The sequence below is a fragment of the Lysinibacillus sp. AR18-8 genome (genome assembly GCF_001705465.1).
GTDB classification, from domain to species: domain Bacteria; phylum Bacillota; class Bacilli; order Bacillales_A; family Planococcaceae; genus Lysinibacillus; species Lysinibacillus capsici.
Genome location: NZ_MDGU01000006.1, coordinates 118,342 through 141,520, shown reverse-complemented (window position 1 = coordinate 141,520; position 23,179 = coordinate 118,342). Strand labels below are relative to the sequence as shown.

The window sequence follows — 23,179 nt, the reverse complement described above, 5'->3', positions numbered from 1 at the left end:
TAGAGATAGACACTGTATAATTATTATACCGCGCATTATCCCTATTTTAATTATACAATACAATCTATTGTGTCGTCAACAATTTTAATTTTAATTTTTTTGAGGGGTGGTTGCGATGAAATCAGCAGGGGCAAAACAGCAGATTGGGGGAACAAACACACGAAGAAGCTCCATTGTTTGAGACAATCAAATGGCTTCCTAAACATGTGAATGAAATTGAAAAAGATAAAGAAAGTAGGACTGATACTATATGTCAGAGAAAACCATTTCAGTTGAGACAAAAGCGCCTTATGGCATGATTGCCATTTTATTTATCGGGGCCTTTGTTGCTATTTTAAATGAGACCTTACTCAACATTGCACTACCAGCCATTATGGACGAATTCGATGTGAAAGCCACTGCAGTACAATGGCTTTCAACAGGCTATATGCTAACTAACGGTATTTTAATTCCTGCCAGTGCATTCTTCATTCAACGATTTACAGATAAAAAATTATTTATTACAGCGATGGCTCTGTTTACATTAGGTACATTTCTAGCTAGTATTGCACCTGCATTTGGTGTGTTATTAGCAGCACGTATGATCCAAGCTGCAGGCTCAGCAATCATGATGCCTTTATTAATGAATGTGATGCTAACTGCATTTCCAGTTGAAAAGCGAGGAGCTGCAATGGGGATGTTCGGTCTTGTCATGATTACAGCTCCAGCGATCGGGCCGACGCTTTCTGGTTGGTTAATCGAGCATTATAGCTGGAGAATGTTATTTGATCTTGTGCTACCAATTGCCATTTTAACTTTAATTTTTGCAGCCTTTAAATTAAAGGATGTGACACCACAACGTGCCATTAAGCTCGATGTAATTTCTCTTATTCTATCAAGCATTGGATTTGGCGGCTTGCTTTATGGCTTTAGTTCCGCAGGTGAAAAAGGATGGGATCATTTCCTTGTATATGGAACTATTATTATTGGGACGATTGCTTTAATTACGTTTACCCTTCGTCAGCTACGAATGGATGAGCCCATGCTTGAGTTTCGGATTTTCAAATATCCAATGTTTGCCTTATCCTCAGCCATCTCCATCGTTATTTCGGTGGCGATGTTCTCGGCTATGATTTTAATGCCTATTTACGTACAAACCATTCGTGGTATTTCCCCAATGGATTCAGGTCTACTCATGCTGCCTGGTGCCATAGTGATGGGCATTATGTCTCCGATTACAGGGAAGCTCTTTGATAAATACGGGGCAAGAAGCTTGGCTGTATTTGGCTTGATCATTACCATTGTTACGACATATTACTTCAGTAAAATTAGCATGGATACAGCTTATTCTACATTGGTGCTGCTGTATACATTACGTATGTTTGGGATGTCTATGGTAATGATGCCCGTGATGACAAATGGTTTAAATCAGCTACCAGCACACAATAATCCACACGGTACAGCTATGAACAACACATTACAACAGGTTTCTGGTGCGATTGGTTCTGCGGTGCTGATTACGATTATGAACAATAAAACAACTGCCAAGGCAGAGGAACTGGCTGCAGGTGCGATGAACAATATGAGTGCCAATGCAGCACAGGCTACGACACAGTCTGCCAGCGAAGTAAAACAGCAAATCTTAAACGAAGCCATGCTACATGGCATCAATTATACGTTCTTCCTTTCCACATTGATTGCGGCCATCGCACTCATACTTGCCTTCTTTATAAAGCGAGTTAAACCTAACTATGATAATCACACAGGTGGGGAAGTTGCTGGAAAACAGGTAGAGGAATAATAGTAGACGGGTGTTGCTTCAGTTTAGCAACGCCCGTTTTTTCTTAAGAAATTTTATATAGAGGTGGGGAAACCTAGTAAGACTAAAAAAAGGCATTCCATCCATAGATGAAATACCTATTCTAGTAGTTATTGAGCTAATCGTTGGATAAAGGCTTCTAATTGGACCAATGTGACATTGTCGTTCACACCGAATGTGCTGTCACCTTTACCTACGGTTACTTTATTCGAAGCAAGGATCCCTACATAATTATTTGCCCAATGTGAGCCTGGAACATCAATAAATTGTTCAGCTGTCCCTTGTTGTGTTAAATGAAATGCTTCCACTAAGACTTTAGATAGTTGTCCACGTGTCATTGGAGAACCAGGATTGAACTTTCCATTATCATCACCCGTAAAAACGCCAATTTTTTTAAGTGCCTCTGCAGCACCTGCATATTTAGACGAAGGCTTAATATCTGGGAAACTTGAATTCGTATTACTCGTATCTAAATGTAATTTATTAGCTAATCGAAGAGCTACCTCACCACGCGATGCATATATGCTAAAGTCAATTTCCGCATCTTTTACTTCTCCATAATCTGAGAAGTTGGCAATACGTTTTGCCCCTACATAACGTGAACCCCAATAGTATGGGTCATTCACTGTATCTACCTTAACCCCAGAACTTGTAGTAGCTGAGATAAAATTATTGTCACCTATGTATATACCAACGTGTGAAACACCGCTTCCAGATGTATTAAAAAATACGAGATCACCCGTTTTTAAATTGTCTTTTGCGATTGAAGTACCTTGTTGGTATTGAGCTTTAGATGTACGCTCTAATGAAATGCCTAGCTTAGAAAAAACTAACTGTGTATATGCTGAGCAATCCACACCTGTCTTAATATCCGTTCCTCCATATTTATAAGGAGCTCCTATATATGCTTTGGCTGTATTTGTTATATCAGCTATTGTTGCCGCTTTCGCATCATGAATACCCATACCTGTAAAGAACATAAACGATGCGAAAATGGGTAGTAACCATTTTTTCTTCAAATCAATCTTACTCCTCTCAAAAAGCTTTCGCCTTTGAACTAAAGTAAGAATAGCATGAAATAGGGCAGAGTTATTTTTCAATAATATTACCAATTACCCCTAATCACCAAAATTGAAACCTTAATTTTAATTGTGTAAAACTTTTGCAATAATAATGGGCAATTTTACTAAAAATATATGAAATTAATGGATTTTTAGGGACATAAGTGTTAATTTAAACGTTTTATCCAATTGAAAAATCGTTATTTTAATAGTGGCTTTCCAGCATAACGGTTATTTAAACATTATTATTTTTAGGTGATACTACGTTATGACACTAAGGATAGTGGTAGGAAATTCTGCTTTTATGTAGCTCCCGTAACTGCAAAGTCGTTTACTGTTAGATAGGAAAAGTTAGCCTTAATTTATGTTTTTGAGCAATGGATACGTTAAACTATAATAAAATAAGTAGGTTCAACATGAAGAAATACAGCTGCGAGCTAATGAAATAATAAGGAAACATAAATCGAATGGATACTAAAGGAGAAGGAGGTATTCCATTGCAGCAAATTTTTAATGAATTAATAAAACAGGACATCAAGCCATTTCTAATCAAGCTAGGCTTTAAAAAGAAAGGATTGAATTTCTATCGAACAACTGAAAACCTTATCTATCTGATCAATTTCCAAAAATCCTCTGGTAATACAGCCGACACTATGATGTTTTATGTGAACTGTGGGATATATGCGGCAGAGCTAGCACGGCTACAATCAAGAGAAATGGTGACAGCACCCAAAGAAGCAGAATGTCACTTCCGAGGAAGGATTAACTCCATTGTCGAAGATGCACCTGATCGATTTTCCATCACAGCCACTACAAATTTGGACGAATTAACAAAAATATTGCTGCTGGGGTTAGAGGAGGTTCATAATTTCTATGAAACCATGACTTCTGCAAGATCCATTGTTGATTATTATATAGCAGGGCCATTTTTGCACTTGGGCGAAGAAAGTTTTCATTTTTTATTACAAGCCAATGATGTAACAATAGCAAAGCTCTATTATAATGCATTGCAGAAGAAGCATGGAACCGAACAGAGGTGGTCCATTTTTCAAAATAAATACCAAGCCATTTTCAATCAATACGGTGTGGAATTTGGGGAAAATTAGTCATCAAAACCAGAGCTCATTCTTGAACGAGAATCTGGTTTTATATTTTAGGAGTTGTTCAGTATATTATCTAGTATTCTTCCAGTTATCGGCATAAAAAAATGGAGGATATAGCCACCTAAGCAAACTGTTAATAATGTCCCGACACCGATGGGGCCATTAAAAATGAAAGCTAACATTAAAAATAAAATATAAATAAGGGTTCTTGAGAAGAAAACCGTTTTTCTTGTTAATTCTTTGATGATCAAAGTAAGTCGATCTACAGGAATTGGTGCAAAATTTGTATGTAAATAAGTTGCAGTTCCTAACCCAACCACAACTAATCCAGTGGTAAAACAGACAGATTGGCTAAACCAAAGATCCGGGGATACTATATCATGTAATAAAAATAACCACATATCAATCCCTATGCCAGTGATCAGTGCAGTAACCAACCCTAAAATTTCAGGTCTTTTTCTAGCTAATAGGGAATTACTACCTATTAATAGGAGAGCTAAGATGATTTCCCAACTACCTACAGTTAGCCCCACATTTTTAGATAATCCTACTAGAAGCGCATCGAAAGGTGATGTGCCGAGTTTAGATTGAATCGTGAGCGAAATACCTAGCGTTAAAATTAAAATGCCCACTACATAAAAGACATATTTCAACAAAAAGATCTCCTCCTACTATTTTTATTGCAAATACAACAAAATTGCGTTAAATTGACTATATACTCTTTTTATTGCATTTGCAATATAAAATCCAGAAAGAGTTTACAACAAAGGAGTGGAATCAATGTCTGTTAAATTAGAGAAGTGTGAGCACGCAGATTTAAAACAGCTTCAAGCAATAAGTATTGAAACATTTAATGATACATTTAAAGACCAGAACTCCCCTGAAAATATGAAGGCTTATTTAGAGCGTGCCTTTCATAAGCAACAGCTAGAGAAGGAATTGGCCAATTTGGATTCAGCATTCTATTTTATCTATTATGAGGAAGAAATAGCTGGGTATTTAAAAGTAAATGTCAACGAAGCACAATCCGAACTAATGGGGAATGAGTCATTAGAGGTGGAGAGAATTTATGTTCGACATCAATATCAAGGAAAAGGGCTTGGCAAATACCTTATGAATAAAGCAATAGAGGAGGCTGTGGCTCAAAACAAAAAAAGCATTTGGCTAGGGGTTTGGGAGAAAAATGACAGTGCCATCGGTTTTTATCAGAAAATAGGCTTTGTCCAAACAGGCGCCCATTCATTTTATATGGGTGATGAAGAACAAATTGATCTTATCATGACGAAAACACTTGCCTAAATTTTATGGCAGAAACGTTGATTCACAACATTTCTGCCTGCTATTTTAATGGCTTCTATTTTTCTTCATCGCCTCAGCTAACGCATCAGCATGTGGATTTTCCTCTTTATAAAGTTCCTTTATTATGTTGGCGTAATCACTAGCATTTCGATTTTGACTTAATTTATAGGCTGCCTGCACTTCTTCCACCTTTATTTTAAACCCTTTTATTCCTTTCATTTCTTGCTGCAAAAGCTCAGGAGATAGTTTATCCCACAACACAGGATTTTCACGGAATGACTCATATTTTTCAAGTAAGCTAGTCAAATCTTTTTCTAAAGCTATTCCTTCAATCAGACTTGCCTTTCCATATACATGGACAGCTTGATAATTCCAGGTTGGCACATTTTCATGCTCATACCAAGAGGAAGAGATATAGGCATGTGGACCATTAAATATCACGAGAATGTCTTGTACTTCCTCAAAGGTCTTCCATAAAGGGTTACCATAGGCTAAGTGACCTGTCAGATAATAGTCATCCTCGATTTTTTTCAGCAACACGGGTATATGGGCTGCAATAGGCTTACCTTTTCGAATTGAAACGATTGTTGCAAAGGAATTATGTTGAATAAATTCTTTGATTTCTTCTAAATCCGATACTTTGTAATACTTAGGAACATACATGGAAACCTCTCCTTATACATAAAATCATCGTGAGTTTTTCGAATAAACAAATAATTGCGTAGGCACGTCTTTACATTTTCTACTCAACAATGTAGATTTTATTATAATCAATCACTGGCACCTCATAAAAGTGCCAACAACGCTATTTCTAAAGGAGCCAAGAATCATGCTCGAAATGACACCAAACCTGAATAATGAGGAACCACTTTACCTTCAATTATATAACTATATAAAAGCAGAAATTCAAAATGGAAAGATAAGGGCTCAAAGCAAATTGCCGTCTCAGCGTAGTCTAGCTAAACATTTACAGATTAGTCGCAACACTGTAGATGCAGCTTATCAGCAGCTCCTTGCAGAGGGCTATGTGATAAGTAAAGAGCGAGATGGACTATATGTGGTTGATCTTGAAAAAGGTTATTTTCAAGGAGGCCCTCATCATTTTGAACCACAATTAGCGACTCAGCAGAAACAAGAACGACCAGCAATTAAGTACGATTTTAATTATGGAGATATTAATTTAAAAGATTTTCCGTTTAAAATATGGCGTAAATTATCAATGCAGAGCCTTGATGAAGAACAGGCTCAACTCCTTTTATATGGAGATCCACAGGGAGAGCTGGAATTAAGAAATTATATGGCAAGCTATCTTTATGAATCAAGAGGGGTGCAATGCAGTGCAGAGCAAATCGTTATAGGAGCAGGCTTGCAGTTTCTTCTTGGTATCGTATGTAACCTAATTGGACGGAATGAGCTTTTTGCTATGGAAGATCCAGGTTATTATCGCGTTCGTTACTTGTTTAAAGATAATGGTATAAAGGTGAAACCAATCCCACTTGACGAGCATGGTATTCATATCAATCCGTTAAGAAACAATAACATCAAGGCTGTTTATGTCACACCCTCCCATCAATTTCCCCTTGGAACGGTTATGCCTATCTCAAGAAGATTAGCATTACTAGAGTGGGCTAAGGAAGAAGATGCTTATATCATCGAGGATGATTATGATGGGGAATTTCGATATGCTGGAAAACCGATTCCTGCACTACAGGGATTAGATTCAAGTGATCGCGTCATCTATATGGGCACCTTTTCAAAATCTTTGATTCCAGCCATTAAGCTAAGCTATATGATATTACCTAGAAAATTAATGGATTTATTTCATCAAAACAATTACTATGTTCAAACTGTGTCTAGACTCCATCAGCATACGTTACAGCTATTTATAGAGAGTGGGCATTGGGAGAGACATTTGAATAAAACACGAAATAGTTATAAGCGAAGATATGAGGCATTACTAAAGTCCATTCAACAAACGTTCGGGGAAAATGGGAAAATTTATGGAGCCAGCAGTGGCTTACATATTTTACTTGAACCAAACAATAAGATGACTGAAGAGGAATTGATTGATACAGCAAAAATGGCTGGTGTTAAGGTCTACCCAACATCTATTTTTTATGCAAATCCCTTGGTTGTTCAGCCTGCAAAGGTATTACTTGGATTTGCTAATCTAGCGGAAGATGAGATTGACACAGGCATTAAGCTATTAAACAATGCTTGGTTTAACAGTTCTACTATGACGTGAATCTCTTTCAAAGTTCTATTTCCACATTTCTTGTATATACATAATAGAGATAAGTGGGAGGGGATTTTTATGCAATTTTATTATGGCCATCAAATGCCATTACGTGTATTAGATGAAGCTGAATTTTGGAAACATCAAGAAGAGGAGCATACAGTAGTAATAAGAGAGCTTGTGAAAGATTTGGAGCAGCAATATGTCGATGCGTTAAAGGAATGGGAAAAAGCTTTCGCTCAAACACATCAGCAAGTTGTAAGATATATAGAAACCGTCAATCGTTCCCAGGGACAAGTTTCTCCAGCTCTGTTTCAGGATATTTTACAGCTTACTTCCTTCTGTTTGCAACAGAGTGATCAATTTATCCAGTTTTGCCGAACGCTTATGCAAGAAAGTCAACCGATAAGCGCAAATCCTACAGCTAAAGTTGTATTAAATCATATCATTGTAGAATCCGAATATTTTATCGGAATTGCCCAAACCATTTTATATCAACAGAAATACTAGGTCTAGCGTCTGGAAAATGGAGTTTGGAGAAAAAGCACTTGCCACGCTCCATTTTTAGGACGTTTTCACCATCACAATATTAACTATTCGGAATTTTCTCCTTATATTTAAAGGAAAGGAGACTTAAAGAATAATTTTTAAATGTATCTGTGTGAACAAAGTCATTTAGAATACTTTCAATTGAATGACAATGTTGATTGATTAAATTAATTTCTTCTATATAATTTGAATCAATCAATACTTCTTTTAATGTTTTAAACACTACTTTCTGCTCGTTAAATAAATAAACCAGTTCAAACCTAGTGTTCAATATTAAAGTGGTAATCTCAGGGAAAATAATTCGATCCTTTAGTACTTCAAGAATGGAATTCACGGATTTTACTCCATCAATAGTTTGTAAAGATGAAAAAACACCATTTAATAACTCTTCAAAATCAACCTTCATCAAAATCCTCCATCAATCAAAATCCTTTCTGATAATAACATTTTTTTAGAAAAATTTTAATGATTAATATTTTCCTTCAATAATGTGGAAAGTCTATTTAGACAATAGTAATTTATTGAAAGCAATTCACTTCACATGTTTCCAGAGGCTAATAAAAATTTTTAATCCGCTCACAATCATTTTTTTAAAATAACAACAAACAAAACATCAAGAAAAGTATTATTATTGTTTGTTTAGATTTTGTTCAAACACAGTATGCTACTATCTCAAAAGGGGTTGATTGTAAAAACAGTGAGCAATATGATGTAAAGATACATCATAAATGATCGATCTTTGGGGGCACGAAAATGAAAAAAAATATCATAATTATTGTAAGTATAATCATGCTTTTTGTGATTGTTTTTTTTATTGGTAATTGGCATTATTTCTCCACTAATCAGCCAAAAATTATACATAAAGGTGTAGGAAAGTTAGAGGAAGAGCAATTATTAAAGCCTGTAAAGCTAGAAGGAGAATGGGCCTTTTATCCAAATGTATTAATTTCTTTGGGGGAAAATTTTGATAGCTATCAACATAAAAAACTGAATTTAAATGTACCCTTTAATTGGCAAGCATATGTAGAGCCAAATGAAGAGGGGCTTTCGGTGGGAACCTATCACGTCAACATAGAGGTACCATCAGATGGAGTTTACGGCCTATATATTCGAACGATTCGTCAAGCTAGTCGTGTATTCATTAATGGCGTTGAGGTGGGGGCTAAAGGAAATCCAAGTACTGTTTTAAGCGCGTATGCATCTGAAAATGATGATAAATATACCGTTTTTTCTCCTAGTGTCAATAAAAAACTAGACATTGTCATCCATGTTGCAAATTACAATTATCCTCAGGCTGGCATTGTTTATCCTATTGAATTTGGTACGATGAAGGCTATTCAAAAGCATTATCACTGGAAAGTGTTTTTAGATATAGTAGTGAGTATAGGTCATATTATAGTTGGTGCGATCTATGTCTTTACATTTTTACAGAATCGCAAGCGTAAGGAAGAGTTATTCTTTGGTCTATTTACTATTTCATTAGGATTTTATATGTCGTTTATCAATCAAAAAGTGTTTTTCCTTTTATTCACTGATCTATCGACGGTCAATCAATTACGTCTGCAATTAGGAATCATTCCACTCGCACTGCTTGCTTTAACATTTTTTATAAATGCGATGTATCCACAATTACTAGAAAGAAAAATTTTATACACGCTTGCCATATTACTTGGTATCGTGTTTGTTATGTACGGTATCTATAATCCCTTTACAAAAAATGAAAGGGCCTCCTCAGAATTTGAAATGATTATGAGAAAAATAATCTATATCAGTGTCACGGCTCCAGTTATTTTCTATAATATATGGTTGCTTATAAAGGTCATGCTAAAACGTTTAGAGGCTGTGCGTTATGTGCTAATAGTTATTACAGCGATTAGTTGTTATTCTATTTTACTCATTTGTAACTTTTTATTTGGGATGCCTTTTGACTATACAGAATTTATGTTATTTTTACTAATACTATTTGGCTTTGCCTCATTATTAAATTATCGTGCCAATCAAGCTGTTTTAAAAATAGCAGCATTGTCAGAAGAATTGCTTGAACATAATCAAATGAAGAATGAATTTCTTCTGAAAACTTCGCATGAACTCCGTGCCCCCCTAAACGGAATATTAAATATATCCAGATCCTTAATGGAAGGTGCTCAAGGACCATTAAAACGATCTCAACAGGAGCAAGTTATTCTAATTCACAGCGTTACACAGCGCATAGGTCATTTAGTAGAAGATTTATTGTTTTCTTCTAATCAAATGACAGGAGAAGTAAGGATTAGTCTACGCAGTGTATCTTTATCTGTTATACATGAGGTAGTAGCCGAAATTCGTAGTCTTATGCCCAAAAATAGTCAAGTAAGGGTAACAGCAGAGATAAACTTAGATTTGCCAAAGATCTACACGGATGAATTACGCTTTAAACAAATTTTATATAACTTGCTGCATAATGCGATTAAATTTACACAAAATGGAACAATCATAGTCACTGCGCATGTTGAACAGGAGCAGATGGTCATCCAAGTAAGTGATACAGGCTGTGGAATTCCGACACAAGAATTAGATCGTATTTTTAACGCCTTTTATCAAGGAAACAATCATCATAATAAAGAAGGGCTAGGTTTGGGACTAAGTATTACTAAAAATATTGTTGAAAAATTAAATGGTAACATTTATGTGACAAGCACTGTAGGGGAAGGGACAACATTTACATTTACAATGCCCCTCTCAACACTAGAAAACGTAAGTAATGAACAAGCTATCATTACATCACATACAGATACAGAAATACAGCTTCGACTGCCCCTTATTTATAAAGGAAGCGATAAAAAAATACTGGTGGTAGATGACAACCATGTCAATATAAAAACTTTAACGGAAGCACTAAGTTTAAAGGGATATACAGTGATCGCCTTAGATAACGGCTTTGATGCGATCGATTATATTAAAACCAATCATGTAGATTGTATGTTAATCGACCTAATGATGAATGGCATGTCAGGTTATGAGTTATGTAAACGTGTACGTAAACAATATGATATGCTGGAACTACCAATAATTATCTTAACTACAGTTATGAAGCAATCTGACTTACTGCAAACCTTAAAAGTAGGGGCGAATGATTATCTACAAAAGCCTATTTCTACCGATGAACTTTTTATTCGTATTGAATCTTTATTGGCTGTTCGACAATCATCAATTGATGCAATCGAAGTAGAAATGAACTATTTATATTCACAGGTCACACCACATTTTGTATATAACACACTTAATACGATTATTGGTTTAAGTTATACAGATATGGAAAACACACGTGAAGCTCTTTATTGTTTAGCCACTTATTTCCGTGCAAAACTGAATGTTCATTATCGAAATAGCATTGTCCCTATTGATGAGGAGATGGAGCTTGTAAAAGCCTATTTATCAATTGAAAAAATGCGCTTTGGAGATCGTTTACGTATTAAATATGATATTGACGAATCGATACAATTAGGAATCCCTGCATTGTCCATTCAACCTTTAATTGAAAACGCAGTGTTCCATGGGATCTCTAAGAAAGTAGAGGGAGGGACCATAGAATTAAGCCTACAGAGAGAGGGACAATTTGTAAGAATTAAAATCTATGATAATGGTGTAGGAATTTCAGAAGAAAGGTTGCACCAATTGCTAAATGAAGAAAGTACAAGAATTGGCTTTATGAATCCATTAAAGAAATTTAAATTAATAAAAAATGCTAGTTTACGAATTTACAGCGAAGAAGGAAAGGGAACAACAATTGTCATTTTATTACCAGAGGGTGGTGTCACATGAATATAATGATCGTTGATGATGAAAAATTGGCCATTGATGTTTTATCTATTATGGTTAAACAACTTGCCCAATTTCAGATTAACATTAAGGGAACATTTACAAATCCAACTGAGGCCCTCCAGTTTCTTGAAAAAGAAATAATTGATGTAGTGTTTTTAGATATTGAAATGATTGACACACACGGTATGCAACTTGCAAAGCAACTCCTACACAAGCAACCATCCTTACAAATCATTTTTGTTACAGCTCATACACAATTTGCCGTGGAGGCTTTTGAAGTTGAGGCAACAGATTATTTATTAAAGCCAGTACAGGAAAAACGACTGATTAATGCGTTAACAAAAGCACAGAAAAAAATGGTCGTGACGGTGGCGCCGAGGGATGAGAAGAAAAACTCATTATATGCGCATACATTAGGCAGCTTTTATCTACTGGATGTTCAACATAATGTGATTAAGTGGCGAACAAGAAAAGTACGTGAACTATTTTTATATTTACTATTTCACCAAAAACGGCCTATGTTAAATGCAGTTCTTTTAGAGGAATTGTGGCCAGATTTGAACTTTGAAAAGGCAGCTAGTAATTTACATACAACTATTTATCATTTAAGAAAGATATTAAAGGACAATGGTATTCAAGATCCCATACTCTTGGTCAATAATCACTATAAATTAAATGCGGAAATTCAAACTGATTATGATGAGCTGAATCAACTATTGGAGCAGGATCAACATGATGAGAAATCCATTCAGCAGTTATTGAATTGCTATGAGGGTGATTTTTTAATAGATGAGGAGTATTTATGGGTTAATCAAATCAGGCTCCGCTTAAAGCAATCTGTATTACATGTGCTTGAACAGTATATTGCACGTACAGACGTTGCCCACACTTTATTAAAGTATAATTGCCTACAAAAGCTTTTAGAGCTAGACGAATACAATGAACAGTATATGTTTCAATTGTTAGAATTCTTAATTCAACAAAATAGGAAACAAGAATGTATAAAATTCTTTGAATCTATAGAGGCAAAATTAGCTGAAATTGATCTCGCTGTGCCAGAAAAATTTTATAGAAAATACAACGAGTTCTTACTCAACGTTTAGAAACGATTTCGGAAAAGTAATTTCTGTTTTAATAGTAGGTAATAATTTTATAAAAAGGAGATGCTTTCGGCATGCAAAAGATTGAAATAATTGAGCTTCACCATATTGAGCAAGATTTGGAGAAGCTTACTGAATTATTGATTATGGTCGTAGATGAAGGAGCATCCGTAGGTTTTTTACCTCCACTCACACAAGAACAAGCGATAAAATATTGGCAATCTGTCTTAGCGTCAGATGTCTTACTGTTCATTGCGAAAATAAATAATGAAATTGCAGGTAGTATTCAAATGCATTTAACTAGCAAACCAAATGGCATTCATCGTGCTGAAATTTGCAAGTTAATGACACACCCCAACTTTAGACGCAACGGTATTGGACGAGCGCTGATGCAACAAGCAGAGGAACGAGCAAAACAAGAAAACCGCTCCTTGTTAGTTTTAGATACGAGAGAAGGGGATCCTTCTAATAAATTATATAAATCATTAGATTATCAAGAAGTAGGGAAAATTCCGCAATATACTATTTCACCAGATGGAGAATTAGAAGCAACCGTAATTTACTATAAATTAATTTAATCCATGGTATTGAATATAACTGAAAACGTGTAGAAAGGGAGCTAGTATATAAACGAAGCGCAATTATTTATGCAAATGAAAATGTGGCGTAATTGGACTGTTGAATTTCTACGTACGATCCCTGAGAATATTGCTGATCAGATACCCGCTGGACATCATAACAATATTCGTTGGAATGCTGGTCATCTATTAGTTGGTTGGGATCATACCGTTTTTCCAGCTGTCACACAAGAAAGGCATTTGCCCCTATCCTATCATGTAATGTTTCCTAGTGGCAGTAAACCAGATAACTGGACTGAGCAACCGCCAACAATGGATCAAATAATTATGCTCCTAGAGGAACAACCAATTCTTATTGAACAAACTTGTGCAGGACATCTACATGAACCGCTTAAAGAACCTTTTTTAGGTATGAAAACATTAGGCGATATGGTTGTCTTTCATATGAACCATGAAAATTTTCACATGGGAATTATAAAAAGTATGATGCAAACGCTCTTAAAAAATGAAGCCTAACTGATGGAATCAGTTGGCTTCATTTTTCTATATATACCACGGTAACAGATCCTCCATTTTCCTACCTGGCTTACTTGTTTTATCTGTTACGATCCATGTGCCGTCTTTCTTTTGCAGCTGATAGCTTACATTTGTACCATCCGCCCTTTTAAAGAGCATATAACCTATATTACCCTTGATAAAAGTGACAGGGTCTATGACATTTTTGTAGGGAATCTTTCGCTCAGGAAATAAAATATGGGTCACTATTTCCTCTGCAATCCTAGCAAGGGATTTCATATCATTATTAATTTCAGCTTGATATTGCAATTGATCGTATCGGTAGGAAGTATACGATGCTAAGTCTAGCTTAAAACTCTGCTGTATATCTAACAGTGTTGCCCTATAGAATGCGTTTATTGCTTTTTCTACATCATCTGTCTCATGTATATAGCGAAGTGTACTGACACCAGTTGGACTGACTTCAAACGTAATGATTTCCTTACTGTAGGGTGGGGAATGTGCATGCTCAAAGGTCGTAACTTCCACGCTAACTTTAAAGCTAAACTGACTTTCTTTGACAATTTTTAAAATTTTCACATCATACAAGCCATACTGCTTAGGATAGCCGTAGTAATGATCAATTTCCTTTTCAATAAATGGATTAAGGATTGTAATGAATGTGTCCCTGATTAGTTGCTCATCAGCTTGTTTACTTTGCGCATAAATCTTACATGGCAGAATGAACATAGTGAAGATAGCCATTAAAACATAAGCAAATTTTTTCATGGAATAGTGACCTTTCTGCAGGATGATACTTTATAGAGTGCACCAATCACAGTAAATTATCGAGCATTTTTAAAGAAAGGGAGTTGAACAATGGAAAAAATAATAATGCCCTTTTTATGTATGCTTTTGTTATTTCCAACAGCTACTTCGGGATCAGAACCTGAAGGCTTAAAATGTCCAAATCCAGATGTATTGATGAAAACAACGGAGAAAGACAAAGACGAGCTTAGTCAAGCATTAGCTGACATCATTCCAAAAGTATATGGCTCAAGCCCTGATTATCAGGAGTGGCAAATTGAGGTGATAAAGCCCATGCCCATATTAACTGGCATGGAGGAGAACTACTATAAAATAGCGGTGAACTTCTGTGGAGAAAATGTGGCTAATCACTCCTGGTTTGTTCGATTAAGGTTTCCAAGATTACTGCCAGCGCAAAGTGCATCACTAGGTGAGCTATATCTCGTAAAAGAGACGAATTCTAAATGGATCCATTGGTTTCAATATCATTAAAAAGGAAGAATCCATAAATGGATTCTTCTCTTTACGACATCGCTATCGTTTTCGTTGCTACAGTTTGTTGAAATGCCTGATCATGCTCAACAATCACCATTGTGAGATGAGAGCTTTTTATGAGCTCTTCAATCTGCATGCGTGAATAGATATCAATAAAATTGAGTGGTTCATCCCAAATATATAAATGAGCCTTCTCACACAAGCTTTTAGCAATCAGCAGCTTTTTCTTTTGCCCACCAGAATAATGAGAGATATCCTTCTCAAATTGAATACGCTCAAAATCCATCTTGCGCAGGATTGATTTAAATAGCGTCTCATCAATACCATGCTCTTCAATAAATTCCGATAGCAATCCCTTTAAATGGGATGTATCCTGCTGAACATAGGAAATGACTAGACCTGAAGCTAACTTTATCGAGCCTGTATGTTGGATGGGCTTACCTAGAATAAGTTTTAACATACTACTTTTTCCGCTTCCATTTTTGCCATCTAAAACAACTCGATCCCCTTGTGCCACTTTGAAGCTAATAGGCTTATTCACGATATGGTCATCGTACCGAATCGATACATCCGTGACAACAACCATTTCTTTTGATGGATATGCCAATGGCTCTACTTTCAATGACTCGGTTTTTTCAACATTTTTTAGTAGTTTTGATTTTTCCTCAATAGCTCTTTGTTGTCTGGATTCCAGGTTCTTCGCTCGTTTCATCATCTTGGCTGCTTTATGTCCAACAAAGCCTTTGTCCAGTTTGGAACCTGAATTGGTTGTGCCGTTTTTGGAGGCTTCCACTTGATTAGACCAACCTGACGAACGCTTTGAGGATTGTTTTAATCGGTCGATATCTTTTTGCAGTCGTTGATTGGTTACTTCTTCGTGTTCCTGCTGACGATCAAAATTTAACTTCCAAGAAGAATAGTTTCCACTTTGAACGTCAATATTGGCTCTATTGATCGATAGGATATGGTCAACACAGCCATCTAAAAAGCTTCTGTCATGTGAAATTAAAATAAAACCTTTTTTCCTGCGAAGATAATCGGAAACCGTCTTTCGTGCATCCGTGTCTAGGTGATTGGTTGGTTCATCAATTAATAAAAATTGACCCTCTGTCAAAAACAACGCAGCAAGCAGCACCTTTGTTTGTTCGCCATTGGATAATGTTTTAAAAGGACGATACATGACCTCCGCATCTACATGTAGGTAAGCTATTTCACGTAGACATTCCCAATCTTCTGCCTGAGGACAAATTTCTTCAAATATTTCATGGGTATATTTATTTGGATCAGAAACTGGATAGGGGAAATAAGTGAAGTCTACAGAAGAGATGATTTTTCCGCTATACTCATAATTTCCTAATAACAACTGAAAGAATGTTGTTTTACCTCGTCCGTTTCTACCGATAAATCCAAGTTTCCAATCCGTATCGATTTGAAAGTTGACATTCTCAAAAATATTGTCAAAGCTGCTTGGATAAGAAAAAGTTAGGTTTTGTACTTGTATCATGGACATGATAATTCCTCCTTTGTATTGCAACAGTTTACTTTTCATACAAAGTCGGTCTATCCATCTATGGTTCATTTCTCCGTATAAGCAGATGGATATTAACGACTTATACGGAGTGTTACATGCGTTACAATAGTTTCTGAATCGCTCATATTTTTCCTCTCCTTTATGGGTAAATGAAAGGTACAAAATCAACTATGAAAGCAAGAAAAAAACCCTCCAATTGTACATTGGAAGGATTAGTCTTTCTCTGAATAAATGCGATTTGCCATTTGTGTCATGACAAATAAAATGCAAACTGATAGTTAAAAATGGATAGACTAACCCTATATTTTGTGTTTGAAATCATTCAATTCAAATAAAAATATAGTTTAGTTCTTCATTGTCCATTCATCAGTCCTCTCATAATTGTCTTTTTATAGTAACAAATTTTTTTACAGAATACAATGTAACCTTATTTTCATTTAGTACTATACAATAATTCCTATAATATTTATAGAAATAATTTATATAATAGTTGAAAAATAATTTCTACTATTCTGAAATATGTGCTATAGTAGGAGCATAATTGAATATTGTGTAAGACTTGGTGCCAAATGAAAGTTTGGCTTAAAAGGGAAGTCGGTGCAAATCCGACGCTGTCCCGCAACTGTAATTCGGAGCAAATCACAAATGCCACTGGGGAAACTGGGAAGGCTGTGAGGCGTGTTGATGGAAAGTCAGGAGACCTGCCAATTTCTAGTACACACCAAATACCTACGTGGAAATAGGTGGTGAAAAGTGACCAAATAGGCACTGTGCGATAACGTTTATGCGAAAGTAGATACTTTTTCGTATTGTTTTAGCATTATTAATTTTAACATGCAGCCATTTTCCTAATAGGAGAATGGCTTTTTATTTTTTCTAAAAAAGGAGCTTAAAAACATGAACTATACAAGTACATTGATCGGTTATCCCTATATAGGGGAGGAACGCGAATGGAAAAAAGCACTAGAAGCATTTTGGCGCAATGAACTTTCTGAGGAGGACTTTGAGGAAAAATTAAAGAAAATCCGTTTATCAAGAATAAACAAGCAGCTGCAACTTGGAATCGATATGGTGACAGTTGGCGACTTTACGTTTTACGATAGAATGTTAGATACAGCTTTGATGTTTGGTTTAGTTCCAAAGCGCTTTAACTGGCAAGGTGGTAAAGTCGATTTTCATACCTACTTCAGTGTAGCAAGAGGAGACAAAACAGCCGTAGCTAGTGAAATGACAAAATGGTTTAATACAAATTATCACTACATTGTTCCAGAGTATGAGGGACAAGCCTTACAACTAACAGAAAATAAAGTGTTAGCCGACTTTTTAGAGGCGAAGGAAACTTTCGGTATCATTGCGAAGCCGACACTAATTGGTCCCTATACATTTTATAAGTTAACGAAAGGCTACAACAAATTAACACAGGTTGAGTACTTATTAGCTTTATTACCACTCTATACGCAGGTATTAAAAGAATTAGTGGATGCAGGTGCCACTTGGATTCAGCTAGAAGAGCCATCCCTCGTCTTAACACTTGATCCAGCAGAGATAAAGCTGGTGAAAGAAATGTATGACCAGTTAGCCACTGCCGTTCCTGAGGCTAAAATAATGCTACAGACTTATTTCGAAGCTTTAAGTGCCTATGAAGCATTAAGTACATTGCCTGTTCAAGGATTCGGTTTGGACTTTGTTCATGGCTATAAAGGAAATATGGCGTCACTTCGTCAATTTGGTTTCCCGCAGGATAAAGTATTAGGAATAGGGGTAGTGAATGGCCGTGATATTTGGCGTTCAAACCTGGCGGAGGTCAATGCGACAATTCAAGCCATTGAACAGCTAAGTCATGCTGCTGAACTATGGATTCAACCATCAAGTAACCTACAGCACGTTCCAATCACAACCTCTCTTGAAAATGAACTTGACCCTGTTTTAAAGCAGTCTCTGGCCTTCGCAGATGAGAAAATCGTAGAAATCACGGGGCTGACTAAATATAGACGAGATAAAGATGGTTCCTTACAACATAATTTTTCAGAAAGTATGAAGGCGATTGAGGCTCTAAAAAATCATCCAATCCGCCAAAATAAGTTAATTCATCAAGCCGTTCAAACTGTGACAAAGCAAGATTTTGAACGACACAGTAATTTTACGAAGCGACAAACGATCCAACAACAAGCCTTAGGATTACCGCTGTTTCCAACAACTACAATCGGTAGCTTCCCGCAATCAGATGAAGTGAAAAGAAATCGTAATGCGTGGCGAAAGAATCAATTATCGAATGAAGCCTATGAAACATTTTTAGAAGACGAAACAAAGCGCTGGATCTCCATACAAGAGGAATTAGATATCGATGTACTTGTTCATGGTGAATTTGAGCGTACAGATATGGTCGAATATTTCGGTGAAAAGCTGACTGGCTTTGCCTTTACAGAGAAAGCGTGGGTTGTTTCATATGGATCACGCTGTGTGAAGCCTCCGATCATTTATGGAGATGTTGCATGGGCTTCACCAATTACCGTAAAAGAATCCGCCTATGCCCAAAGCCTAACGAAGCGATTTGTAAAAGGCATGCTGACAGGGCCAGTAACAATATTAAATTGGTCCTTTGTGCGAGATGATTTGTCCCGTAAAGATGTCGCTTATCAAATTGCATTAGCACTCCGTAAAGAGGTGGAAGCACTAGAAAACGCAGGTATATCAATTATTCAAGTGGACGAGCCAGCGTTAAGAGAAGGTTTACCGCTTAGAAAGGAGGAATGGGGGGCTTACTTAGAGTGGGCTGTCAATTCCTTTAAGCTTGCGACATCTAGTGTCAAAGATGAAACACAAATCCATACACATATGTGTTACTGCGAGTTTAATGATTTCATCGAACCAATTAGCGCACTAGATGCAGATGTGATTTCCATAGAAACATCACGAAGTCATGGGGAACTTATTACCTCACTACAAGCACAGCCCTATAAAAAAGGAATTGGCTTAGGCGTCTATGATATTCATAGCCCTCGTGTACCAAGCGAGGATGAAATGCTCGCTATTATGAAAGATAGTCTACAGGTGCTGGACCGTTATCAATTCTGGGTGAATCCAGATTGTGGCTTAAAAACGAGAAAAGAAGATGAAACCGTTGCAGCTTTAGCGAATATGGTTGCTGCTACTAAAACGTTGCGTCAAGCTGTACAGCAATCTACATCAAGCTAACGAAATGATTTTTAATCTACCACATCTACTCTCCAATAACGAAGACTAGGGTAAATCCCTAGTCTTTATATGTTACGTCGATATATATATTATCTTCAGAAAGTAAAATTGACGTGAACATGCGAGCATGTTATGTTTATTACTAATTTCATAGCAATCATTACAAGTTTGAGTGAAATCGTCTTTCATTCAATTAAAAGGAAAATGGGTGAAAATCCCATGCTGTCCCGCAGCTGTAAATGAGGAGTTTTGTTTCAAATACCACTGAGGAGTACTTGGGAAGGTGAAACAAAATGATGATTCATGAGCCAGAATGCCTGCTTGTAAGAAGATTCATTGATGATCTACGAAAGATAGGGAGATGGATGGAGACTTGCTCATCGTGGGTTTTTCTGTCCTTATTCTTTTTTAGAATAAGGTTTTTTTATGCCTTCTCTTCTTCAACAAGTAGATGTATTTGTACTACGAATAGAGATAGGAGACAGAAAATGAGATTGACAAAGTATTTACTTCCTTTCCTGCTTGTCCTGACGTTCAGTTTACTTGCTGGCTGTACAGGCACGGATGAAGAAAAGGAAAAGACCTCAGCAAACCAAACAGATGAAAAAATAATAACGATTGGCTGGCCATTAGATGTCGGTCCATTGAATCCTCATACATATTTACCGAATCAAATGACTGCCCAAGCAATGGTTTATGAATCCTTGGTGGAATACAATGATGATGGTACTGTTACGCCTAAGCTCGCCGAAAGCTGGGACATCTCTGAGGATAAAACTTCGTATACTTTCCATCTAAGAAAAGACGTGAAATATTCAGACGGCACTGCATTTAATGCAGATAATGTCATTCGTAACTTTGACGCCGTTTTAGCGAATCGAGACATGCATTCTTGGATGGGCATGGTTAACCACATGAAAGAGGTTGTAAAAGTAGATGATTTTACAATTCGTCTGCAATTGGATGAGCCTTATTATCCAGTCTTAAACGAACTTGCCTTCGTCAGACCTTTCCGTTTTTTAGGGGATAACGGATTCCCAAAGGATGATATGACGCAAGATTCTATCAAAGCACCGATTGGAACAGGCCCTTGGGTATTAACTGAATACAAAAAGGACGAATATGCATTATTTAGTCGCAATGAAAACTATTGGGGAGAAAAACCACTAGTTGAACAAATAAAAGTAAAAATTATTCCTGACTCAGAATCTATTTCATTAGCATTTGAAAACGAAGAATTAGATTTAATTTATGGGCGTGGCATTATTAGTTTAGATAACTATACGTATTTAAAAGACAGTGGCAAATACAAAACTGCTACCTCTGAGCCTTTATCTACGAAAGCACTGCTATTCAATACACAATCTGGTCCATTATCTGAGCTAAAGGTACGTCAAGCCATTCAATATGCTATTAATAAGGAACAAATGGTCGACAGTATTACACATGGTACGGAAAAAGTAGCGAACACATTGTTCTGGGATGCGATTCCTTATGCCAATATAGATTTAGCACCTATTGTATACAATCCAGAAAAAGCCCAACAATTGCTAGATGAGGCAGGGTGGTTATTACCTAAGGGTGAAAAAATTCGTTCAAAAAACGGACAGCTGTTGTCTTTAGATTTGATTTACATTGCATCCGATGCGATTCAAAAACCAATGGCAGAATTAATGCAAGGTGAACTCGCAAAAATTGGCGTTCAGTTGAATTTAGAAGGGGCAGATGTAATGGTCGGTCTTCAAAAATTGATGGATGACCAGGTGGATATTAATTTCTGGCGTACCAATGGACCACCTACAGATCCACATAGCTTTGCAAATGAATCAGCTACACCAAATGCTAGTGGTGTGTACGAGGCGAAATTAGGCCTAGCAAACGCCAAAGAAATCGATACGAAAATTCACCAATTATTAGTAGGAACAGATGAACAGGAACGCGTGCAGCTTTACACGAATATTTTAACGATGTTTCATGACCAGGCACTCTTTTACCCTATTTCTTACGAAACAAATAATGTGATTTATCAACCATCTCTAAAGGATTTTGCACCACGTGCATCTGAATATGATATACCTTATGCACAAATGGCTAAAGAAAAATAAAAGTGGAGGAGAGAGTGTGTCTAGCAGAGACAGCTCTCTCTTTATCATAGGATTGAGTAGGAAGTGACAGCATGTATGAATCAACATGGATCTTTTGTTTAAAAAGAATTTTAACATTGCCCTTTGTCTTATTAGGCGTTTCCATCCTAACCTTTGTATTTATTCGTTTTGTTCCTGTAGAGCCTGCTGAAGTCATACTACGTTTGGCAAGGGTTGCGCCAACAGAGGAAGCCATTCAGGCATTACGTGAGGAACTGGGAACGGACAAGTCGTTTTTTCTTCAATATTTGCTATGGGGAAAGGGCGTAATCCAGCTAGATTTTGGAACATCTTTTGTTAGTAAATTACCTGTGGCACATGAACTATTCGTGAAATTACCCGCAACCATTGAATTAGCTATTGCTGCGTTTATCCTCATTTTAGGGCTAAGTATTCCATTCGGAGTAATAAGCGCATTGTATAAGCACACCATCATCGATAAAATCATACGATTCTTTAGCATATTGAGTGTGTCGATTCCAGCCTTTTGGTTAGGTTTCCTATTACTCTATTTATTTAGCTTAAAATTAGGACTCTTTCCGACAAACGGGAAGGGCACACCTGCTCATTTAGTTTTACCCGCCTTCTCACTGGCGTTACCAACAATTGGATTATTCGTTCAGCTTATCCGTTCAACCATCCTAGAAGAATTACAGCAGCAATATGTTCAATATGCACGGCTAAGAGGATTAAAAAGCTCCGTGATTCTTATCCGTCATGTTTTGCGAAATGCTGCTATTCCCTTGACTTCCTTGCTAGGCATGACCCTTGGCAATCTTTTAGGTGGAGCCGTGATTGTGGAGCAGGTTTTTAGCTGGCCCGGACTCGGCAGGTACTTAATAGAATCCATTATGAACAGGGATTATCCAGTTGTACAATGCTATGTGTTAATTATTGCGGTTATCTATGTGCTTGCCAATTTATGTACAGATATATTGCATCGTTTATTGGACCCTCATCTAATGATGAAGGGTAGGAGAGATTAAA

The 23,179-nt window shown here is 36.6% G+C and carries 19 protein-coding genes and 2 riboswitches; of the genes, 13 read left to right on the top strand and 6 right to left on the bottom strand.

Annotated features, from left to right (window positions below; translation table 11 throughout):
* Nucleotides 1-250: 250 nt before the first annotated feature.
* Nucleotides 251-1,780, top strand: a complete 1,530-nt coding sequence (locus BFM98_RS05405) for a DHA2 family efflux MFS transporter permease subunit (protein WP_066036759.1) — start codon at nucleotides 251-253, stop codon at nucleotides 1,778-1,780.
* Nucleotides 1,781-1,908: 128 nt separating this feature from the next.
* Here the strand turns inward: BFM98_RS05405 and BFM98_RS05400 are convergent, their stop codons facing one another.
* Nucleotides 1,909-2,817, bottom strand: a complete 909-nt coding sequence (locus tag BFM98_RS05400) for a C40 family peptidase (protein ID WP_066036758.1) — start codon at nucleotides 2,815-2,817, stop codon at nucleotides 1,909-1,911.
* A 539-nt stretch (nucleotides 2,818-3,356) separates the two neighbouring features.
* Between BFM98_RS05400 and BFM98_RS05395 the strand changes: the two genes are divergently transcribed.
* Entirely contained in the window at nucleotides 3,357-3,965 is a 609-nt protein-coding gene (locus BFM98_RS05395) for a DUF4304 domain-containing protein (protein WP_066036757.1), read from the top strand.
* 47 nt (nucleotides 3,966-4,012) lie between these two features.
* On the opposite strand, the gene BFM98_RS05390 is transcribed toward BFM98_RS05395, so the two are convergent.
* Nucleotides 4,013-4,615: a YczE/YyaS/YitT family protein gene (locus BFM98_RS05390; protein ID WP_066036893.1), complete on the bottom strand. Its 603-nt coding sequence runs from the start codon at nucleotides 4,613-4,615 to the stop codon at nucleotides 4,013-4,015.
* 127 nt (nucleotides 4,616-4,742) lie between these two features.
* Between BFM98_RS05390 and paiA the strand changes: the two genes are divergently transcribed.
* Nucleotides 4,743-5,261 carry a spermidine/spermine N(1)-acetyltransferase gene (gene paiA / locus BFM98_RS05385; protein WP_066036756.1) on the top strand — a complete coding sequence of 173 codons (519 nt, stop codon included), beginning with the start codon at nucleotides 4,743-4,745 and terminating at the stop codon, nucleotides 5,259-5,261.
* Nucleotides 5,262-5,306: 45 nt separating this feature from the next.
* Here paiA and BFM98_RS05380 read toward each other — a convergent pair whose 3' ends face one another.
* On the bottom strand, nucleotides 5,307-5,924 hold the full coding sequence (locus BFM98_RS05380) for an FMN-binding negative transcriptional regulator (RefSeq protein ID WP_066036755.1): 618 nt from the start codon (nucleotides 5,922-5,924) through the stop codon (nucleotides 5,307-5,309).
* Between the two features lie 166 nt (nucleotides 5,925-6,090).
* On the opposite strand from BFM98_RS05380, the gene pdxR reads away from it, so the two are divergent.
* Together pdxR and BFM98_RS05370 are read left to right on the top strand one after the other, a co-directional pair.
* Nucleotides 6,091-7,506: a MocR-like pyridoxine biosynthesis transcription factor PdxR gene (pdxR, locus tag BFM98_RS05375; RefSeq protein WP_066036754.1), complete on the top strand. Its 1,416-nt coding sequence runs from the start codon at nucleotides 6,091-6,093 to the stop codon at nucleotides 7,504-7,506.
* A gap of 69 nt (nucleotides 7,507-7,575) precedes the next feature.
* Nucleotides 7,576-8,007 (top strand): DUF2935 domain-containing protein, encoded by a 432-nt coding sequence (locus tag BFM98_RS05370; protein ID WP_066036753.1) that lies wholly within the window; start codon nucleotides 7,576-7,578, stop codon nucleotides 8,005-8,007.
* A 79-nt stretch (nucleotides 8,008-8,086) separates the two neighbouring features.
* Here the strand turns inward: BFM98_RS05370 and BFM98_RS05365 are convergent, their stop codons facing one another.
* On the bottom strand, nucleotides 8,087-8,452 hold the full coding sequence (locus BFM98_RS05365) for a hypothetical protein (protein WP_066036752.1): 366 nt from the start codon (nucleotides 8,450-8,452) through the stop codon (nucleotides 8,087-8,089).
* Nucleotides 8,453-8,799: 347 nt separating this feature from the next.
* On the opposite strand from BFM98_RS05365, the gene BFM98_RS05360 reads away from it, so the two are divergent.
* From BFM98_RS05360 to BFM98_RS05345, 4 genes are all read left to right on the top strand, one after another.
* On the top strand, nucleotides 8,800-11,847 hold the full coding sequence (locus tag BFM98_RS05360; protein WP_066036751.1) for a sensor histidine kinase: 3,048 nt from the start codon (nucleotides 8,800-8,802) through the stop codon (nucleotides 11,845-11,847).
* On the top strand, nucleotides 11,844-12,950 hold the full coding sequence (locus tag BFM98_RS05355) for a response regulator (RefSeq protein WP_066036750.1): 1,107 nt from the start codon (nucleotides 11,844-11,846) through the stop codon (nucleotides 12,948-12,950). Before BFM98_RS05360 ends, BFM98_RS05355 begins: the two co-directional genes overlap by 4 nt.
* Nucleotides 12,951-13,021: 71 nt before the next feature.
* Nucleotides 13,022-13,525, top strand: coding sequence for a GNAT family N-acetyltransferase (locus BFM98_RS05350; protein ID WP_066036749.1), 504 nt, complete (start codon nucleotides 13,022-13,024; stop codon nucleotides 13,523-13,525).
* A 69-nt stretch (nucleotides 13,526-13,594) separates the two neighbouring features.
* Complete coding sequence (locus BFM98_RS05345) at nucleotides 13,595-14,041, top strand: DinB family protein (RefSeq protein WP_254659989.1); 447 nt, start codon at nucleotides 13,595-13,597, stop codon at nucleotides 14,039-14,041.
* Between the two features lie 27 nt (nucleotides 14,042-14,068).
* Here BFM98_RS05345 and BFM98_RS05340 read toward each other — a convergent pair whose 3' ends face one another.
* Nucleotides 14,069-14,809, bottom strand: a complete 741-nt coding sequence (locus tag BFM98_RS05340; protein WP_066036747.1) for a DUF3888 domain-containing protein — start codon at nucleotides 14,807-14,809, stop codon at nucleotides 14,069-14,071.
* A gap of 90 nt (nucleotides 14,810-14,899) precedes the next feature.
* Between BFM98_RS05340 and BFM98_RS05335 the strand changes: the two genes are divergently transcribed.
* Nucleotides 14,900-15,319 carry a hypothetical protein gene (locus BFM98_RS05335; protein WP_066036746.1) on the top strand — a complete coding sequence of 140 codons (420 nt, stop codon included), beginning with the start codon at nucleotides 14,900-14,902 and terminating at the stop codon, nucleotides 15,317-15,319.
* Between the two features lie 31 nt (nucleotides 15,320-15,350).
* Here the strand turns inward: BFM98_RS05335 and BFM98_RS05330 are convergent, their stop codons facing one another.
* Entirely contained in the window at nucleotides 15,351-16,832 is a 1,482-nt protein-coding gene (locus tag BFM98_RS05330; RefSeq protein WP_054550161.1) for an Lsa family ABC-F type ribosomal protection protein, read from the bottom strand.
* 564 nt (nucleotides 16,833-17,396) lie between these two features.
* A riboswitch (cobalamin riboswitch) is annotated at nucleotides 17,397-17,576 on the top strand.
* A gap of 174 nt (nucleotides 17,577-17,750) precedes the next feature.
* On the opposite strand from BFM98_RS05330, the gene metE reads away from it, so the two are divergent.
* The 3 genes from metE (at nucleotide 17,751) to nikB (ending at nucleotide 23,178) form a co-directional block, all read left to right on the top strand.
* Nucleotides 17,751-20,048: a 5-methyltetrahydropteroyltriglutamate--homocysteine S-methyltransferase gene (metE, locus tag BFM98_RS05325; protein ID WP_066036745.1), complete on the top strand. Its 2,298-nt coding sequence runs from the start codon at nucleotides 17,751-17,753 to the stop codon at nucleotides 20,046-20,048.
* 147 nt (nucleotides 20,049-20,195) lie between these two features.
* Nucleotides 20,196-20,387: riboswitch (cobalamin riboswitch) on the top strand.
* Between the two features lie 149 nt (nucleotides 20,388-20,536).
* Nucleotides 20,537-22,153, top strand: a complete 1,617-nt coding sequence (gene nikA, locus BFM98_RS05320; RefSeq protein ID WP_066036744.1) for a nickel ABC transporter substrate-binding protein — start codon at nucleotides 20,537-20,539, stop codon at nucleotides 22,151-22,153.
* Nucleotides 22,154-22,224: 71 nt separating this feature from the next.
* The gene (nikB, locus tag BFM98_RS05315; protein ID WP_066036743.1) at nucleotides 22,225-23,178 is read left to right on the top strand and encodes a nickel ABC transporter permease; all 954 of its coding nucleotides are present in this window, start codon (nucleotides 22,225-22,227) and stop codon (nucleotides 23,176-23,178) included.
* Nucleotide 23,179: the final 1 nt, after the last annotated feature.

Bases quoted from the DNA above. Each gene is read 5' to 3' on its own strand.
- BFM98_RS05405 (WP_066036759.1), top strand. From the start codon at position 251: ATGTCAGAGAAAACCATTTCAGTTGAGACAAAAGCGCCTTATGGCATG.
- paiA (WP_066036756.1), top strand. From the start codon at position 4,743: ATGTCTGTTAAATTAGAGAAGTGTGAGCACGCAGATTTAAAACAGCTT.
- BFM98_RS05380 (WP_066036755.1), bottom strand. From the start codon at position 5,924: ATGTATGTTCCTAAGTATTACAAAGTATCGGATTTAGAAGAAATCAAA.
- pdxR (WP_066036754.1), top strand. From the start codon at position 6,091: ATGCTCGAAATGACACCAAACCTGAATAATGAGGAACCACTTTACCTT.
- BFM98_RS05370 (WP_066036753.1), top strand. From the start codon at position 7,576: ATGCAATTTTATTATGGCCATCAAATGCCATTACGTGTATTAGATGAA.
- BFM98_RS05365 (WP_066036752.1), bottom strand. From the start codon at position 8,452: ATGAAGGTTGATTTTGAAGAGTTATTAAATGGTGTTTTTTCATCTTTA.
- BFM98_RS05360 (WP_066036751.1), top strand. From the start codon at position 8,800: ATGAAAAAAAATATCATAATTATTGTAAGTATAATCATGCTTTTTGTG.
- BFM98_RS05355 (WP_066036750.1), top strand. From the start codon at position 11,844: ATGAATATAATGATCGTTGATGATGAAAAATTGGCCATTGATGTTTTA.
- BFM98_RS05350 (WP_066036749.1), top strand. From the start codon at position 13,022: ATGCAAAAGATTGAAATAATTGAGCTTCACCATATTGAGCAAGATTTG.
- BFM98_RS05345 (WP_254659989.1), top strand. From the start codon at position 13,595: ATGCAAATGAAAATGTGGCGTAATTGGACTGTTGAATTTCTACGTACG.
- BFM98_RS05340 (WP_066036747.1), bottom strand. From the start codon at position 14,809: ATGAAAAAATTTGCTTATGTTTTAATGGCTATCTTCACTATGTTCATT.
- BFM98_RS05335 (WP_066036746.1), top strand. From the start codon at position 14,900: ATGGAAAAAATAATAATGCCCTTTTTATGTATGCTTTTGTTATTTCCA.
- BFM98_RS05330 (WP_054550161.1), bottom strand. From the start codon at position 16,832: ATGTCCATGATACAAGTACAAAACCTAACTTTTTCTTATCCAAGCAGC.
- metE (WP_066036745.1), top strand. From the start codon at position 17,751: ATGAACTATACAAGTACATTGATCGGTTATCCCTATATAGGGGAGGAA.
- nikA (WP_066036744.1), top strand. From the start codon at position 20,537: ATGAGATTGACAAAGTATTTACTTCCTTTCCTGCTTGTCCTGACGTTC.
- nikB (WP_066036743.1), top strand. From the start codon at position 22,225: ATGTATGAATCAACATGGATCTTTTGTTTAAAAAGAATTTTAACATTG.